This is a genomic window from Paenibacillus apiarius (assembly GCF_017052585.1).
Classification (GTDB): Bacteria; Bacillota; Bacilli; order Paenibacillales; family Paenibacillaceae; genus Paenibacillus_B; species Paenibacillus_B apiarius.
The window spans coordinates 1,500,831-1,517,352 of sequence record NZ_JAFFHZ010000001.1 but is presented as its reverse complement, the minus strand read 5'-3'; the positions used below and the strand labels follow the sequence as shown (position 1 = coordinate 1,517,352).

Annotated in this window: 17 protein-coding genes; 15 read left to right on the top strand and 2 right to left on the bottom strand. The window is 46.9% G+C overall.

Annotated elements, in window-relative coordinates; genetic code table 11:
• The first annotated feature begins 34 nt into the window (after positions 1-34).
• The 8 genes from JSQ80_RS06950 to JSQ80_RS06915 all read left to right on the top strand — a co-directional run bounded on the left by JSQ80_RS06950 (position 35) and on the right by JSQ80_RS06915 (position 6,472).
• Positions 35-421 (top strand): ectoine synthase, encoded by a 387-nt coding sequence (locus tag JSQ80_RS06950; RefSeq protein ID WP_087431921.1) that lies wholly within the window; start codon positions 35-37, stop codon positions 419-421.
• 19 nt (positions 422-440) lie between these two features.
• Positions 441-1,343 (top strand): ectoine hydroxylase, encoded by a 903-nt coding sequence (gene thpD, locus JSQ80_RS06945; RefSeq protein WP_418888895.1) that lies wholly within the window; start codon positions 441-443, stop codon positions 1,341-1,343.
• Positions 1,344-1,546: 203 nt separating this feature from the next.
• Positions 1,547-2,473 (top strand): manganese-dependent inorganic pyrophosphatase, encoded by a 927-nt coding sequence (locus JSQ80_RS06940; protein WP_087431923.1) that lies wholly within the window; start codon positions 1,547-1,549, stop codon positions 2,471-2,473.
• Between the two features lie 153 nt (positions 2,474-2,626).
• Positions 2,627-3,676 carry a hypothetical protein gene (locus tag JSQ80_RS06935; RefSeq protein ID WP_206097761.1) on the top strand — a complete coding sequence of 350 codons (1,050 nt, stop codon included), beginning with the start codon at positions 2,627-2,629 and terminating at the stop codon, positions 3,674-3,676.
• A gap of 60 nt (positions 3,677-3,736) precedes the next feature.
• Positions 3,737-3,991, top strand: coding sequence for a hypothetical protein (locus tag JSQ80_RS06930; RefSeq protein WP_206094831.1), 255 nt, complete (start codon positions 3,737-3,739; stop codon positions 3,989-3,991).
• A 169-nt stretch (positions 3,992-4,160) separates the two neighbouring features.
• Positions 4,161-4,481 (top strand): ArsR/SmtB family transcription factor, encoded by a 321-nt coding sequence (locus tag JSQ80_RS06925; protein WP_206094830.1) that lies wholly within the window; start codon positions 4,161-4,163, stop codon positions 4,479-4,481.
• 67 nt (positions 4,482-4,548) lie between these two features.
• Entirely contained in the window at positions 4,549-5,466 is a 918-nt protein-coding gene (locus JSQ80_RS06920; RefSeq protein ID WP_206094829.1) for a DMT family transporter, read from the top strand.
• A gap of 109 nt (positions 5,467-5,575) precedes the next feature.
• On the top strand, positions 5,576-6,472 hold the full coding sequence (locus JSQ80_RS06915; protein ID WP_087431930.1) for a DMT family transporter: 897 nt from the start codon (positions 5,576-5,578) through the stop codon (positions 6,470-6,472).
• A gap of 317 nt (positions 6,473-6,789) precedes the next feature.
• Here JSQ80_RS06915 and JSQ80_RS06910 read toward each other — a convergent pair whose 3' ends face one another.
• Entirely contained in the window at positions 6,790-7,533 is a 744-nt protein-coding gene (locus JSQ80_RS06910; RefSeq protein ID WP_240463581.1) for an endonuclease/exonuclease/phosphatase family protein, read from the bottom strand.
• A 423-nt stretch (positions 7,534-7,956) separates the two neighbouring features.
• Here JSQ80_RS06910 and JSQ80_RS06905 point away from each other — a divergent pair, with 423 nt between their 5' ends.
• A complete protein-coding gene (locus tag JSQ80_RS06905; RefSeq protein ID WP_272491087.1) occupies positions 7,957-8,184 on the top strand; it encodes an ATP-binding protein in 228 nt (75 codons plus the stop codon).
• A gap of 46 nt (positions 8,185-8,230) precedes the next feature.
• On the opposite strand, the gene JSQ80_RS06900 is transcribed toward JSQ80_RS06905, so the two are convergent.
• A complete protein-coding gene (locus JSQ80_RS06900) occupies positions 8,231-9,631 on the bottom strand; it encodes a sulfatase-like hydrolase/transferase (protein WP_206094828.1) in 1,401 nt (466 codons plus the stop codon).
• 428 nt (positions 9,632-10,059) lie between these two features.
• On the opposite strand from JSQ80_RS06900, the gene JSQ80_RS06895 reads away from it, so the two are divergent.
• The 6 genes from JSQ80_RS06895 to JSQ80_RS28960 all read left to right on the top strand — a co-directional run bounded on the left by JSQ80_RS06895 (position 10,060) and on the right by JSQ80_RS28960 (position 16,272).
• On the top strand, positions 10,060-11,013 hold the full coding sequence (locus JSQ80_RS06895) for an ABC transporter permease (protein ID WP_087431933.1): 954 nt from the start codon (positions 10,060-10,062) through the stop codon (positions 11,011-11,013).
• Complete coding sequence (locus JSQ80_RS06890) at positions 11,003-11,953, top strand: iron chelate uptake ABC transporter family permease subunit (RefSeq protein ID WP_206094827.1); 951 nt, start codon at positions 11,003-11,005, stop codon at positions 11,951-11,953. Before JSQ80_RS06895 ends, JSQ80_RS06890 begins: the two co-directional genes overlap by 11 nt.
• Positions 11,947-12,705, top strand: coding sequence for an iron ABC transporter ATP-binding protein (locus JSQ80_RS06885; RefSeq protein ID WP_087431935.1), 759 nt, complete (start codon positions 11,947-11,949; stop codon positions 12,703-12,705). The genes JSQ80_RS06890 and JSQ80_RS06885 overlap by 7 nt, the downstream gene beginning before the upstream one ends.
• A 126-nt stretch (positions 12,706-12,831) precedes the next feature.
• Complete coding sequence (locus JSQ80_RS06880; RefSeq protein WP_087431936.1) at positions 12,832-13,785, top strand: siderophore ABC transporter substrate-binding protein; 954 nt, start codon at positions 12,832-12,834, stop codon at positions 13,783-13,785.
• Positions 13,786-14,095: 310 nt separating this feature from the next.
• Positions 14,096-15,382: a helix-turn-helix domain-containing protein gene (locus JSQ80_RS06875; protein ID WP_206094826.1), complete on the top strand. Its 1,287-nt coding sequence runs from the start codon at positions 14,096-14,098 to the stop codon at positions 15,380-15,382.
• 701 nt (positions 15,383-16,083) lie between these two features.
• Positions 16,084-16,272 (top strand): Spo0E family sporulation regulatory protein-aspartic acid phosphatase, encoded by a 189-nt coding sequence (locus JSQ80_RS28960; protein ID WP_206097503.1) that lies wholly within the window; start codon positions 16,084-16,086, stop codon positions 16,270-16,272.
• Positions 16,273-16,522: the final 250 nt, after the last annotated feature.

The window sequence follows — 16,522 nt, the reverse complement described above, 5'->3', positions numbered from 1 at the left end:
CAAACATATATTTCACGAATAGGAGGAATTCGCTATGATCGTCAAGCATTTATCTGACATTATCGGTACGGAGCATGATGTGAAGGCAGATACATGGAACAGCAGAAGATTGCTGCTGAAGAAGGATGGGGTAGGGTTTTCGCTGCATGATACCTTGATCAAAGCGGGCACGGAAACCGAGATCTGGTACAAAAATCATGTCGAGGCTGTCTACTGTGTAGAGGGAGAAGGAGAAATAGAGGTAGTAGAGAGCGGAAGCATATATCCAATACGGCCCGGGACGTTATATGTACTCGATGGTCACGAAAAGCATCTGTTGAGAGGGAAGAGTCAAATGCGCATGCTGTGCGTATTCAATCCGCCTTGCTCAGGCAGCGAAGTTCATGATGCAGAAGGCACGTATCCTTTAGAAGCTAATTAATGGAAGGAGCACGACCATGATGACATCGCAAAGCCAAGTTCAACATGTTGCAGGAACGTCTGATGTGTATCCGTCAAGGGTGAATACGGAAACGTTGTTATTGAAACGGCAGGATCCTGTTGTCTATAACCACATGATTAACCAAGCTGAAATTACGGCTGAACAGCTTGCTTCCTACGAAGCGAATGGATATTTGTTTTTGGATTCATTCTTTGACGAGGATGAGGTGCAAGTATGGAAGCAAGAGCTTGTCAGACTGTTTCATGAAAATAAAGGCAGCAACAAGCCTGAAGTGATTCAGGAGCCCGGCAGCGAGGAGATACGCTCCATATTTGCGGTGCATCGTGACAAGGGGGCGTTCCAGCAGTTGGCCAGCCACCCGAGAATTGTGTCCATCGTGCAGCAGATTCTCGGCAGCCAGATCTATGTGCACCAGTCACGCATCAATTTTAAACAAGGCTTTACCGGCAAGGAGTTTTATTGGCACTCAGACTTTGAAACGTGGCATGTGGAGGATGGCATGCCGCGAATGAGGGCGCTGAGCTGCTCCATTGCGCTGGAAGATAATCATGCGAACAACGGTCCATTAATGGTAATACCGCGTTCTCACCGCACGTTTGTCTCCTGTATCGGAGAAACGCCAGACGACCATTACAAGTCATCGCTGCGCCGCCAAGAATACGGAATCCCCGATCAAGACAGCTTAATCTGCTTGGTCAACCAAGGCGGCATCGTGGCGCCGACGGGCAAGGCGGGCTCGATTCTGTTGTTCGATTGCAATGTGATGCATGGCTCGAACAGCAACATTACGCCTTTTCCGCGCAGCAATGTGTTCATTGTCTATAACAGTGTGGACAATAGACTGGAGGCGCCTTACTCGGGCAAGCAACCAAGACCTGATTACATTGCAACGCGTTCATGATAGCAGCGGCACGATGTATCGTTTCTATTTCCGCAAGGAGAAGGGCCCACCGCAAGGTGGGCCTTTTTACCTTTGAGCAGAGGTTGTCTATTTTGAGGATTATCATGGATGGCCTTGAGAGTCAGCTCGTAGAGCCTTTATTCCGCAAGAGTTCTGGTGTATACTTTTCTCAGCAGAATATATGAAAAAAAAGGAGTAAGAAGATGGATAAAATTCTTATTTTCGGACATAAAAACCCTGACACCGATACGATCTGTTCCGCAATTGCATACGCGGATTTGAAATCCCAGCTGGGCTTCCATGTGGAGCCCGTCCGCCTCGGCAGCGTTAACGGGGAGACGCAGTTTGCGTTGGATCACTTTAAATTCGATGCGCCTCGTCTTGTTGACACGGTAGCGAACGAAGTGAAGGGCGTTATTTTGGTCGATCATAACGAACGCCAGCAAAGCGCGAGTGACATCGATCAAGTTCAGGTGTTAGAGGTCATCGATCACCATCGCATCGCCAATTTCGAAACGAGCGGTCCTCTGTATTACCGGGCCGAGCCTGTCGGCTGCACCGCGACGATTCTGAAGAAAATGTACAAGGAACACGGCATCTCCATCCGCAAAGAAATTGCGGGATTGATGTTATCCGCAATTATTTCCGATTCTCTGTTGTTTAAATCCCCGACCTGCACGAAAGAAGACGTGGCGGCAGCCCGTGAATTGGCGGACATCGCCGGCGTGGATGCAGAAAGCTATGGCCTGGATATGTTGAAGGCCGGTGCGGATCTGAGCGACAAAACGATTGAGCAGCTCGTCTCCCTCGACTCCAAGGAATTCCAAATGGGAAGCGCCAAGGTCGAAATCGCGCAAGTCAATGCCGTGGATGTCAACGATGTACTTGCCCGCCAAGCCGAAGTGGAAGCCGTGCTGTCCAACATCATTGCCGACAAGGGCTTGGACTTGTTCGTATTCGTCGTGACGGATATCTTAAATAACGACTCCGTTGCATTGGCCCTTGGCCGCGCGGCAGATGCCGTCGAGAAAGCATACAACGTATCGTTGGTTGATAATAAAGCCGTTCTCAAAGGCGTTGTGTCGCGCAAATCGCAAATCGTGCCTGTATTGACGGAAACGTTGAAATAGTCCGAGTTGAACCAAGACTACATCCAATAGAAGAAGAAGAGGCTGCCGGCAATTGTGCCTGGCAGTCTTTTTGTTGCGCGAGTGTAAGAAAGTCCGGACTTACATGGTATTAGGAGTAGAAATATCACTAACAATGGAAGGAAGGACTTATACATGACAAAGAAAAAATGGATGATAGGCACGACAATTGCCAGTGTGCTGCTTGTCTCCTATCCGATGAATGCGGCTCATGCCGCCGAATCCGTCATTATTATTGAAGAGAACGCGAACAAAAGCGACAGCCAGCCGGAACAGAAGGTCATTGACGCGGCGCAGCAGGAATTGGGCGCCTTCTTGAACGATTCGGCAGTCGAATTGGAAGTTGAGAAAAACGGCATTAGCGATATTTCAACTCAATGGATCTTCAACAATAAGTTGGGACGCGGCCGCATTCTGGTTGACAAGAAGACAGGCGGCATTAAGGGCATATTCGCCGACTACAAGTGGAGCGCTCTGGACGCATTAGTCAAGGATGCCGCGACGCAAGCGATTCGCAAGCTTGATCCGAACAAAACGTTCGCAGCAGAGTCCGTCAGCCGGGAGAAGAAGTTCCTGAGCGACGGCACGGTGCATGAGTGGGTTATGACGGGGAAAGACATGGTTGTAAAGCATGGCTCAAAAGCGCTCAATGTGGGGAAAGAGAGCATGATAACGCTTGATGCGGATACACTCAAGGTGAAAGATGCTACGATTAGTTACCCGTTCGACAAGGCGACAGACAAGAAGGCGCTAAATGCCGGGCTGAACGCGCTGAAGACTATGAACGGCGGTACAGCCGTGCAATTGGACATAGCAATCCACTACTGCGGTGAACATTATGACGGATGGAAGTTCCGTGACACCTTGGCCAATTATGTCGTGGATATTGATTCGAAGACGGGAAAGGTGACAAACATCAGCTTGTGGGGGAAGAAAGAGGCTGTCAACAAGTCGGGTAAAGCCGTCAAGCAGGACAAGAAGCCGTTCTACACGAAGAATCAGGCCGTTGCCGCAGCCAAGCCGATGGTAAAGAAGCTGTTCGATATCGATTTGACCGGTTATGATGTCACCATCAAGAAGGATAATTATGCGTTCACGAAGAAAGGCCAACCGACCGTCAGCGCCAATATTGATGCGAAAGGCGGTTTCTGGAGTTATATCGTGCTGGAGCCGGATATCAAATAGTGCTGCGATCTATCAGAGAAACCCTTAGGACTTCCAAGTCGATCGCAGCTGCGCACGCTCGTGAATGAAGTCATTCAAGATAATAAACGTTCCTTTATCCGTAATTATGTCTATCCCGAGATTCAAGTGGATGCCGTCTATGTGGTGGAGACGGATGCCAGCGGGGTGGCATTCCTGGCCCTGCAGCAGCTGGTGGATTATTCGGTGCTGATGGGTTCGATTATCATTTTCGCATCCTTTGTGTCGGTACAGTTCGTATACTTCATCATGATCCGCTGGCGTTACTTGCAGCGTTTGCAGCGAAAGTTGACGTAAGCAGACAGCATGTTGCAGATTGCTCTTTCTTAAAAATGGCTGTCCGTGCAAGAGCTTTCCTTCATTGCGGGAGGAGGGCTCTTTTTACTATGCTGGCGGTTGAAAAACAATCGGAGTTGGCATAAAATAAATATGTTTAAAAGTATCAACATAAGGAGGCGCAGGTTGGATGGAATCGTTCGAATGCAGAAATAAAGAACTTGTGTTGGACAAATTCAAAGCAGCGACTCCCATTTTCCAAGCGCTGGGAGACGAGAATCGCCAACAGATCATTATGCTGCTTCTGGAGCAAGGCAGCTTGAATGTCAATCAAATTACGGAAAAAATGGGGATTTCCAGACCGACGGTATCGCATCATTTGAAAATATTGCGCCAAGCCGATCTGATTTCGTTTGATAGAAACGGCACGGAAAAGTTTTATTCTTTGCGCGCCAGTGAATTCATGACACAAATTAAAGAGCTGATTGCGGCGATCGAGACAAACTACTAATTTTTTTTGAATTAAATGTTTATATGTTTAAACATATAATTATTATAATGGAGAAGGAGCTAACAAAATGAATGGAAACATGGCAAAGCAGGATAAAACGAAATGGAGCTCAATGTACGTATGGATGCTGCTCGTCCCTTTATTTTGGGGAGGATCGTTTGCGACGGCGAAGCATGTCGTGACCGAGATTCCTCCGCTTGTGGCCGCCACGATTCGCTTCGGCATGGCAGGAATTATATTGGCCTTAATCGTCACCATCCAAGCCGAATGGAATATGGGGGCGCTGAAAGTGCGGTGGAAAGGCTTGCTGTTTGTATCTTTCACAGGCATATTCGGCTATAACGCGTTGTTCTTCGCCGGTCTGCATGATACCTCGGTCATTAACGGTTCCTTGATTATCGCGACGATGCCCGTGTTCACTGCGCTGGGCTCCGTGCTGTTTCTGAAGGAATCATGGAGCGGCAGAACGGGGATTGGCCTCCTTCTAACATCGATTGGCGTGCTTATAGTCATCACGGAAGGTTCGCTGGACGCGTTGTTGTCCTTGTCACTGAATATCGGAGATTTGATGTTTGTGGCGGCATTGATATGCGGGGTGCTATATGGTCTGGCAGGGAAAGCGGTAATGAAGGAGGTATCGCCGTTATTCACAACTGCGTTGACGACCTTATTCGGTTCGATATTCCTTGCGATTAGCTCGTCGTTCGAAGGCGGTTGGGAACGGGTTCCCCAAATGTCATGGCAAGGATGGCAGGAGATGCTTTATATGGTCGTATGCGGAACGCTGGTAGGCTATATCATTTTTAACAAAGGAGTCGAACAAATCGGGGCCATGAAAGCGAGCATGTACTTAAATCTGGTTCCCATCGTCGCAACGCTGGCTTCAGTAGCGCTGTATGGCTCAACGGTATCGTGGCAGCAACTGCTCGGCATGATTATCGTATTGTCTGGTTTGTATATCGCCATGTTTGGTAATCAAAAATGACTATGGCCAAGAAGGTTAGTTAGACTCCTTGGAAAATAACGGTTGGCTGAATACAAAAAAAATAATATACTAGTAGTTATTGCTATAACATCTAGGGGTTGATTCTAGTATGAAGTCATTATCACTGCCTATGGTTAAAATGATCATTTCGATGTGCATATTCGGTTCGATCGGCTTCTTCTCCGAGCATACGGGGCTGCCGTCACTCGAATTGGTCTTTGTGCGCTGTATTTGCGCGACGTTGTTTTTAAGTCTCTGTTGGGTCTTGTCCGGACAATATAAGCGAGAAAGATGGAGCAAGCGGGAAATTGCGCAAATTTTGGCCTGCGGCGTTTTTCTCGTATTCAATTGGGTATTTCTATTCAAAGCCTTTGAGCTGATGTCCATTACGATAGCCATTTCAATCTATCATCTGGCTCCGGTGCTCGTTATTCTGATCGGAAGCATCGTATTTAAAGAAAGATTGACGCTGCTGGCATTTCTGTCGATCATCATCTGTTTCATCGGCACTTTGCTCGTCATTGGCCTTAATAGCGGCACTTCATTTGATGAATTGCTGTCTTCGGGTGTGGTCTGGGCGCTGCTGGCCGCTCTGTTCTATGCGTTTACGACCTTGCTGGGCAAGGGGGTGTCGAATATGAGCGCCTATGCGATGACTGTTCTGCAAACAACGCTCGGCATCTTCATTTTGCTGCCGTTTGTCGATTTCAATGCTTTTGAAGGTGTAACGGCAAGCAATTGGGGTGCCATTGTGGCTACGGGATTCATTCATACCGGATTTGTCTATTATTTGTTTTTTGACAGCTTGCGTTATTTGCCGACGCGCATTATTTCGGCGCTCGTCTTTCTCGATCCGGCTGTAGCCATCTTGCTGGACACGGTGTTCACCGGATTCCGGCCAACCGGCATGCAGATTGCGGGCATTGTATTGATTTTCGGCGGAATGGGCTTCGCACTGGTTAAGCCGAAGGTGAAGGAGACGTCCGGGCAGGAGAGAGCGATTTAGCAGTTATAGTGTCGCGGCTTCCAAGATCGACAAGGAGGCCGCTCTTTTTTTCGTAGCGGGGAGACGGGATGCCTTCGGCCCCTTTCCGTGCTTCTGCTGTTGGAGTATATGGCATTGATGCTATGCTGCATCGTGTTCTTGGCAGGTCAGCCGCAAAAGGGTGCTGAACATATCAGGATACGATAGGGTAAATATCAACTGGCACCGACTGATGGTCGAGTGCATGCTTGGATGAATATGGGATGGAAGCCGAAAAAAGGAGCGCCCCTCGCGGGGGATTGATTCCCGCTTGGAGAGCCGCGGCGCTCCTTAGCGTGCTACCGTCTCCGCGATAACGACAAGCTTGCAGCGATAGGGTAGTGATCTGACGCCAACGTCTGGATAACCTCGCGCCGCTCTCCGATGAAAACCTCGCTGCCAATGAGGATGTAGTCGATCGTTTCAGCCGCATTGCCGGCCGGATACGTATATGCCATCGGAACATCGGCGAACACATTGCGGAATTCCCGGGTCATGTTCGTAATCTCCGGACCGTCCGGATAAGCATTGAAGTCGCCCGCGACAATGGCAGAACCTGCTCGTGCCGCGGCAATTTCGAGAATTTTCTCTGTTTGCGCCATCCGTTCGTTTTCTTCCAAGCCGAGGTGGGCCGCATAGAAAAACAGCCGGGTCCCTTTAACGTCGATCTCCGTCTCCAGCAGTCCGCGCTGTTCGTTGCCGAAGCTGTTCAGCAGGTAATGGCGCTGCATCACGATCGGGAATTTGCTTAACACGGCTATCCCGTATTGACGCCGCTCGCTGCGTCCCGGCTCGGGGGCCCAATCCAAGTTGGCGCCATAGGCGTAATTCATCTCCAAATGCCCGGCCAATACGGCAATCGTATCTTCGTAGTTGCTCCGGTCTGCGAAGTGGCGATCAACCTCCTGCAGACCGATAATATCCGCGCCGGAATCACGAATGACATTCGCAATCCGGACCGGATCGTACCGGTCATCCATTCCGCGGCCATGCTGAATATTGTATGACATGACGGTTAGCGAAGCTTGTATCTGCATCATCATTGCACCCCCCGACTGATTGCATGGATATCGTCCTATGCTTCCTACCTTTGCACAGATTGCGTCAGCCGTCAATGACGGTTCTCAGTTATCCCGGAAGCCCTTTCAATAGGCACTGTCACGCCGTTCTGTTAAACAGTTCTTTCAAAAACGCATTAGCAACGACGCTCCTACTGCAATTGTGCATTTGCTTGGCCCTGGCTCTTGCCATTCAAGGTTCTGGACTGCAAAAGTGCAGTTTATTTTCACGCAACCTCATAAATAATGGTAAAACATGCGATTTTAACTGCGCAATTGCACTTGATGGGCCGAAAAAGCCGGATTTCCGCAAAAATAACTGCACAATTGCAGTTCTCCCCCTTCGCGCCACATTCTCTTGCCTGCCTCCTGGGGAAATACCTCCTCCCCAGCATTTTTGGAAAAAGGTTGATTCGTGAACGAGGAAATTCCATTCGGGACAAGCTGGAGATGCTCGGGCAGCCCTTCTATACGACGAAGGATTCGGGAACGGGCCTTGGCCTGATGGTCAGCTACAATATTATTGACAACCATGGCGGAAGCATATCGGTGGAGAGCTTGCCGCAGCAAGGGACTGCCTTTACGATCAGCCTGCCTGTCATTACGGAAGCGGAATTGCGGCTTGATAGACCCTGAATTCTCTGGAGAAAATGCGGGATATCCAGGGAATCCAGGGTCCGTTTCATTGCTCTTCGTACACCTTCTCGCCGCGGCTAGCGAGACCGGCCAGACGCAATTGTCCGGAGCCGTAGACGGCCTCCTTCGTCCCGTCCAAGGCAGGGTCGACATAACGGTGGAACCAGGCTTCGAGCTGAGCCTTCATCGTGGCCGCTTGGCGGCAATAGTCCGGATCATCTATCAGATTGCTGCGCTCTCCCGGATCGGCTGCCAGATGATACAGCTCGTGCGGGCCGTAGGGATAGCGGTGAACATACTTCCACTCCTTGCTCCGAATCATGCGAACCGGCCCATATTCGTCGTAGATGACGATATTGTCCCGCTCCTTCATCTCTTCCCCGAGCAGAAGCGGGAGGAAGCTGCTCCCCGGGAGCCGCCCGGCCTCGTCGTGCGTCAAGCCGACATAATCGAGCAGTGTGGGCATAAAATCATACCCGCTCACCAGCTGCTCGCAGACGATGCCGAGCGGGATTCGCCCGTTATGACTGAACAGCGCGGGAACCTTGACAGAGGTGTCGTACATATTTTGCGGGAACGTGCCGTTGCCTTTGCCCCATATGCCGTGATGCCCCGTGTTGAACCCGTTGTCGCTCATGAAGATGACGAGCGTATTGTCCCGTAAACCTTTCTCGTCGAGCTTGTGGAGAATCCGGCCTACGTTGGCATCCAGCGCCGTGATGGCGGCGTAATAGCCGATAGCATTCTCCCGCGGGTTCTCTGGTCCAGGAACGGCCGGGATTCGCCAAGGGTGTTCGGGCTCTTGCGGACACGTCTCGAACGGACAGTCAGCGTACAGATCGGTGTAGGCTTTCGGATGGTTCCCAATCCAAGGGCTGTGCGGCGCTGTATAATGAACGCTCAAATAAAAAGGCCGCGAGCCGTCCTGCCATTCCAGAAACTGCAGCGCATCATCCGTAATGACATCGGTAATGTAGCCTTTCTCGCAGACGAGCTCCCCTTCCCTCACCATTGGCGCATTGTAATAGGGACTCCCTCCGGTCTGGTGAACGAACCAGTGGGTGAAGCCCTTTTGCGGTGTCATGCTGTCACCGAGATGCCATTTCCCGCTGATGCCGCAGACATAACCGTTCTCCGCCAAAATTTCGGTGAAGGCAGTCTGGCCTGCCAAATACGGAGTCGCATCCGGGCCGATATTCCCTTCCCGGATCCAGTCGTGGACGCCGTGCTGCGACGGAATGCGGCCCGTGAACAGCGATGCCCGCGCAGGGGAACAGACGGGTGAGGTGCAGAAGAAGTTGGCGAACCGGACTCCCTGCGCAGCAATCTGGTCGAGGTTCGGCGTGTGAATTTCATGATTTCCGGCACATCCCATAGCCCATGCTCCTTGATCGTCCGTCAACACGAATACGATATTCGGCTTGCTGCCTGCCGCCTCATTTTTCATAATTACCGCCTCCCATAAAATAGGTAGCCTGTGAATTCAAATCTGAAGCCTCTCTTGGCTGTGTTATACTTCAATAGATCGCCTTGGATTTTGCTTCATGTCGGGGGTGCCGGCAAGCATGTCCTAACCATCGTGGAGGTCGAAAAATATGGGGTGATGTCGATTAACGGTAAACGATTAGATGTATTATAGCAGAAAATGGAATGTTCAACTTACTAATATTTTGCAGCCGTAGAACCGCCAAACACGATGCGGTGGTAGTATTATTATTTTCCAATGATAATAATTATCATTATCCTTGACACTCGTTATTAGGTAGGCTACAATACTCTTTGAGTTGAATGATAATGAATCTCATTACTACTCTTATTTACCTATGTTTCAGTTGCTACATAAGCAGAATACAAACTCCTCAAAAAGGAAGAGTCATGAAAATAAGATACTTGGTTATCGCCCTCATTATTTTTTCATTTGCTTCGATTTTTATCGGGGTCAAGGACATTACGCCGCTGGATCTGTTCACATTATCGGATGACCAAGCACAAATTTTGCTCGTCAGCAGGCTTCCGCGCCTCATCAGCATTATTCTTGCAGGCGTCAGCATGAGCATCTGCGGCTTGATCATGCAGCAGTTAAGCCGCAATAAGTTCGTGTCGCCGACAACGGCCGGCACGTTGGATTCGGCCAGGCTGGGCATTCTCGTATCTTTGATGTTATTTACGAGCGCAAGCCCGCTGGTGAAGATGATTGTCGCCTTCGTATTTGCCTTGCTTGGAACTTTCGTATTCATGAAGATACTGGACAAGATCAAGTTCAAAGATACGATCTTCATTCCGCTTGTCGGGTTGATGTTCGGCAACATTATCAGTTCGATTTCTACCTTTTTCGCATATAAGTACGATTTGATTCAGAATATGTCCTCATGGCTGCAGGGCGATTTCTCCATGATTCTGAAGGGGCGGTACGAGCTGATGTATATCAGCATTCCGCTCATCGTGATTGCTTACCTGTACGCCAATAAATTTACGGTTGCCGGAATGGGCGAGGATTTCTCCAAGAACTTGGGGTTGAATTACAAGCGGGTCGTGAATATCGGCTTGGTAATCGTAGCTCTGGTGACCTCCTCCGTTGTGTTGACGGTAGGGACGATCCCGTTTCTGGGCTTGATTGTGCCGAACATCGTGTCCATATACCAAGGGGATCATTTGAAGAACAGCCTTTCTCATACCGCTCTGCTTGGGGCCGTATTCGTCTTGTTCTGTGATATACTCGGTCGAATCATTATTTATCCGTATGAGATTTCGATTAGCTTGACCGTCGGTATCATAGGCAGTGCTATTTTCGTTTACTTACTGATGAGGAGAAGGGCGCATGGGCTATAAAGGAAAACTGGGAGCGCTCGCCGCCATTGCCGTCGCGTTGATTGCCGTATTTGTATTTTTCAAAATCGGAACCAACTGGGGTTATGTCCTTCCACGAAGAGGCATGAAGGTGCTCGCCATCATTTTGACCGGGGGCTGCATCGCTTTTGCGACGACCGTATTCCAGACCATAACGAACAACCGCATACTGACGCCGAGCATTTTAGGCTTGGATTCGCTATATATGTTAATCCAGACGTTCGTCATTTTCGTATTCGGCTCGATGAATGCAACGATAACGAACAGCAATATCAACTTTATCATTTCCGTTGGCCTTATGGTTCTCTTTTCAAGTATTTTATACAAAGTCATTTTCAAACGCGAAGATCAAAATATTTATTTCTTGTTGTTAATCGGATTGATTTTCGGCACCTTGTTCGGAAGCCTGTCCACGTTCATGCAGGTGCTCATCGATCCGAATGAGTTCGCCGTCGTGCAGGATAAGATGTTCGCCAGCTTCAACAATATCAAAACCGATCTGCTTATTATCGCCATCATCGCGGTGCTGCTCGTATCGTTGTATTTCATGCGATTCACCAAGTACTTGGATGTGCTGTCGCTGGGAAGAGAGCAGGCCATCAACCTGGGCGTCGATTATGATTACGTGGTCAAACGGCTGCTGATCGTCGTCGCGATACTCATATCCATCTCAACGGCACTGGTCGGTCCCATCACGTTCCTGGGGCTGCTCGTCGTGAACGTGACGTATGAGTTTTTGAAGACGTATCAGCATAAGTTTTTGATTTTAGGTTCCGTCCTCATCAGCATCATTGCGTTAGTCGGAGGACAGTTGATTGTGGAAAGAGTGTTTACCTTCTCCACAACCTTGAGCGTCATTATCAATTTCGTCGGCGGAGGTTACTTCATCTATCTTCTATTAAAGGAGAATAAATCGTGGTAGAAGTAAGAAATGTCTCGAAGCAATATGGAAGCAAAAACGTGGTGGAGCGGGTGTCCGTTACGATAGAGAAGGGCAAAATCACCTCCTTTATCGGTCCGAACGGGGCCGGGAAGAGCACGCTGCTGTCGATGATCAGCCGCCTGATTTCGAAGGATGAGGGGGACATTTACATCGATGAGCAGGACATCAGTCAATGCAAGAGCAACGATCTGGCGAAAAAAATATCGATCCTGAAGCAGTCCAACCATATCAATCTCCGCTTGACGATTCGGGAACTTGTATCCTTCGGTCGATTCCCATATTCGCAAGGCAGACTGACGGCAGAGGACTGGAAATATGTCGATGAAGCGATTGAATATATGGATCTCAAGGATATAGAGCATAAATACCTGGACCAACTAAGCGGCGGCCAGAAGCAGCGGGCCTACATCGCCATGGTCATCGCCCAAAATACGGAGTATATCCTTCTGGATGAGCCTCTGAACAATTTGGACATGAAGCATTCCGTGCAAATCATGAAAATTTTGCGGAGACTGGTGGATGAGCTTGGCAAGACGATCGTTATCGTCATCCATGATATTAATTTTGCTTCCTGTTATTCGGATTATATCGTTGCGCTCAAGAACGGCAGAGTCGTTAGAGAAGGCACGACCGAAGAGATTATTGTTCCGTCCGTATTGCAGGAAATATATGATATGGACATTCAGATCGAAGATGTCAATGACAATAAGATCTGTGTCTATTTCGCTTAATCTTAACGCTGGTTACAACTTTCAATGATACCGCACCGGTATTCGTTGAAATGGCATATATGCATCAACTATTTCAAAAGGGTCACGATGCGAACAGCATCAAAAAAAAATTATCGAGGTGGAAAAATGAAAAAGACAGTCATGTTTCTCATAATTGCCATGCTGGTCACGGTAGTGGCGGCTTGCGGGCAAAAGGAATCAAAAGGCGATGCGTCCAACGCAGCGGCAACGAACCAACCGGCTGAAGAGCTTACGATTAAGCATGAGTTAGGGGAAACGAAGGTAAAGAAAAATCCTTCGAAGATCGTCGTATTTGACTTTGGCACATTGGATTCATTGGATAAATTGGGAATCGAAGTAGCTGCGATGCCGAAAGGCAGCTTGCCGCCGTATCTTTCCAAATTCGAAGACGACAAATATACGAATGTCGGCAGCTTGAAAGAGCCTGATTTCGAGAAAATCAATGAGCTGGCACCGGATTTGATTATCATTTCCGGCAGACAATCCAACATGTATGAAGAATTCACGAAAATTGCCCCGACGATTTACTTGGGTGTCGATACGGCGCGTTACATGGAATCCTTTAAAGAGAATGCAACAACGATCGGCCAAATTTTCGGCAAAGAAGAAGAAGTGAAAACAGAGCTGGCCAGCATCGACGAATCCATTAAAAAGCTAAATGATAAAGTGACGGCAAACAATAAAAACGCGCTTATCATTTTGGCGAACGACGGTAAAATCAGCGCATACGGAGCAGGTTCCCGATTCGGCATCATCCATGACGTATTCGGCTATACTCCGGTAGATAACAACATTGAAGTGTCTACACACGGCAAGTCCATTTCCTTTGAATATATCGTGGAAAAAAATCCGGACTATCTGTTCGTTGTAGATAGAGGCGCAGCAATCGGCGGCGAATCGTCTGCGAAGCAAGTCGTTGAAAATGAACTGGTCAAAAATACGAAAGCATTCAAAGACGGCAATATCGTCTATCTGGATCCGAGCTTCTGGTATCTGTCTGGCGGCGGACTGCTCTCCGTTTCGGAAATGGTGAAGGAAATTGATGCAGGCACGAAATAAAGCTTAACTATCAAAGTGCATGGAAACAGGCTTGTAAAAAGGTCTGCTTTCATGCACTTTTTTGTCTGTTTATTCATACCCAAAATTTGTCTCCTCCGCCGCAAGCGTAAAACACAGGCCGGCTTCCGACAGGATTGCTTTGGCTTCGCTCCAGTGCGTGCCTAGCGGACACATAGCGTAAGCAAGTTGAACTGCCACTATTACTTCAACAAAATGGTTAAAACGTTAAGTATTATTTTAATTCTGTGAAGATCATGGTAAAATATAGGTGGTCAATTATTCTGAAACCAAGAGGAAGGTGCGGGTATGAGTGAATGATATTATTCATACAATTGGGGACTTGATTCACCATCACAGGCGTGAAGCTGGCATGACGTTATCGCAATTATCGGAATTGACAGGCATCCACAAAGGAACCATATCAAAGATTGAAAATGGAGACGTCAAGAGACCGGAATTTACAACAGTCCGTCCATTAGCGACAGCGTTAAAGATTCCCTTTGCAAAGCTCATCGAACTTTACATTGAAATTGATAATAGGGCGGACTCCCTACAAAGCATTTTGCAAGATGTCATTCAAGAAACAGGAAATGAAGAACTTGTCTATAAAGTAGGTTTAAAGTTCTTAGAATCCCCAAATGAAGACAGCCAAATTCTTATTGAGCGCCTTTACAGCTTTGTTAACGGGCTAAAAGATAAAAGGATTAAGTTATCTTTGTACATGCTAATCATTAATTACTCACGTGACCATGGAATCATGCCATTTCTTGCAAAAGGTCTTTTGCAAGCCTATTTGATCAAACGAGACGATTTCAGCAAATTAGAGGCTATATATCAGGCGGGGCAACATATCGTGCATTACACAACTTTTCTGTCGAATGAAGAAGCCCTTACACTTCATTATAAACTTGGTGTCCATGCATACAATTTAATGAAGTACGAGGAATGCATTGACTTATGCGAGTACGTAATTAAAAACGATAACACTAAGAGTAAAATAAAAGCAAACGCTCTCTATTTAACGGGTCTTGCATATGATTGTCTGGGTGATCATGAAAAGTGGGAGGCCTTTTTAAAAGATTATGGCAACTATAACATACCTGGTGTTGAAGAAAATAAAAAAGTTACAAATGCGTTAGTCAATAGCAGGACAGGAAACATGAACATGGCAATTGATCAGCTAAATCAATTATTACCAAATGTAACTGACAGAAACTTCATCATTATTATAACTAGGCTATTCGAAATATACCTCCAAAACAATGATGTGCATGCTGCTCGACAACTTTTTTCTTATGAGGATAAAATCAACAATATTCCAGTGACAACACCTATCACACAATTAAATATAGCTTACTATTACCGACTCAAAGGTAAAACTCTTATTGGAGATGATATAGAGGGTTCTTTTGAAAGCTTATATAGGAGCACACTAGAATACGCTAGTATATCAAAATTTGATGAAGCATTTGAGAACCTAAGTTTTGTGTCCAAAGAACTCCTGAATAATACTAGCCTCATAAACGTTGAAACCATCAGTAAAATTGATTTGCTATATGATGAGTTAAGACTAAAAGGGAGGAGTAATGAGGTATGAAAAAAAAGTTGTATTCCATGGTTGTTCTTTTCATCTCTTTGTATTTAATTTTCACCCCAATTTCGGTTAATGCTGAATCATCAGATGTAACCGCATATTCAGGTGGAAACCCCGAATGGAAACCAAACTAATATCCATCGGTAAAAAAGTTTGGCGTTCGTGTGAAACTATTTGAAAATAATATAGAAATATATATAAGGGTATTGGAAAGAGACTCAGCAGAGAGTCTGTTAAAATAACTTCCCCACCATCAATGAACTCCTGAAACTCGAAGAAAAATCCAACTCGATACCGTACATGAACCCCCTATGTCAGAAGAAAATACAGTTTTAGACAATCTTGATTTGACGCGATTATATGGGCATTACAATTGTCACTTATAAGCGGAAAGTATTAGACTGAATACAAAAAAGTGGCCGTACAAATGATCAGTTTGGGAAAATAAAGATTGATCCGGCCTACCTTGTCCGCATGCCTCTCGTTCGGCTCCCTAAAGCAATCTCTATATAATGGAGTTTACCCCTGGTAGTAATGAGTACCCGTTAGGGTACTTTTTTTATGTGGATATATTTAGTTAATGAGGTGTAAAGTTGCTTAAATAACATATTACCGTTTTTTATACGACTTACAATATAATTGCAGTAAAGACACAGCTATCGTGGGCGCCCATTATCGAAGCTGTATTTGCGAGGTGATAAAAAATTGTACCTTTTCACAACAGTTTAGATGATGAACTAACAGAGAAGATACAGAACCTCAGACAGCAACTTGTTAAAGCGGTAAATCAGAAGAAGGGGTTTACTGACAGTGAAGTTATTATGATTAGTCAAGAATTAGACGTATACATCTTAGAGTCACAGAAAAAGCGTTATGTTAGCAAGGAGCTTTAAATGAAACACGGAGAGATTGAAAAACATATTTTGTTTTCTTCTGGGTAGCCATTTGAGATTTTGAGAACCCTATCCTTGAAGACAAGCATAATCTGGATAAGAACAAGCAGAACTTTTGGTGTACTAACGACAAAGGGTTACACTTCTACTTTAGGCGTTAGTGTGGAAGGCTTGATTTATATTGGTTATACGTTAGGTTAAACCGTAGAAAATACGCATTTGATCATGCCAGCAAACAGCCTCATGGCTT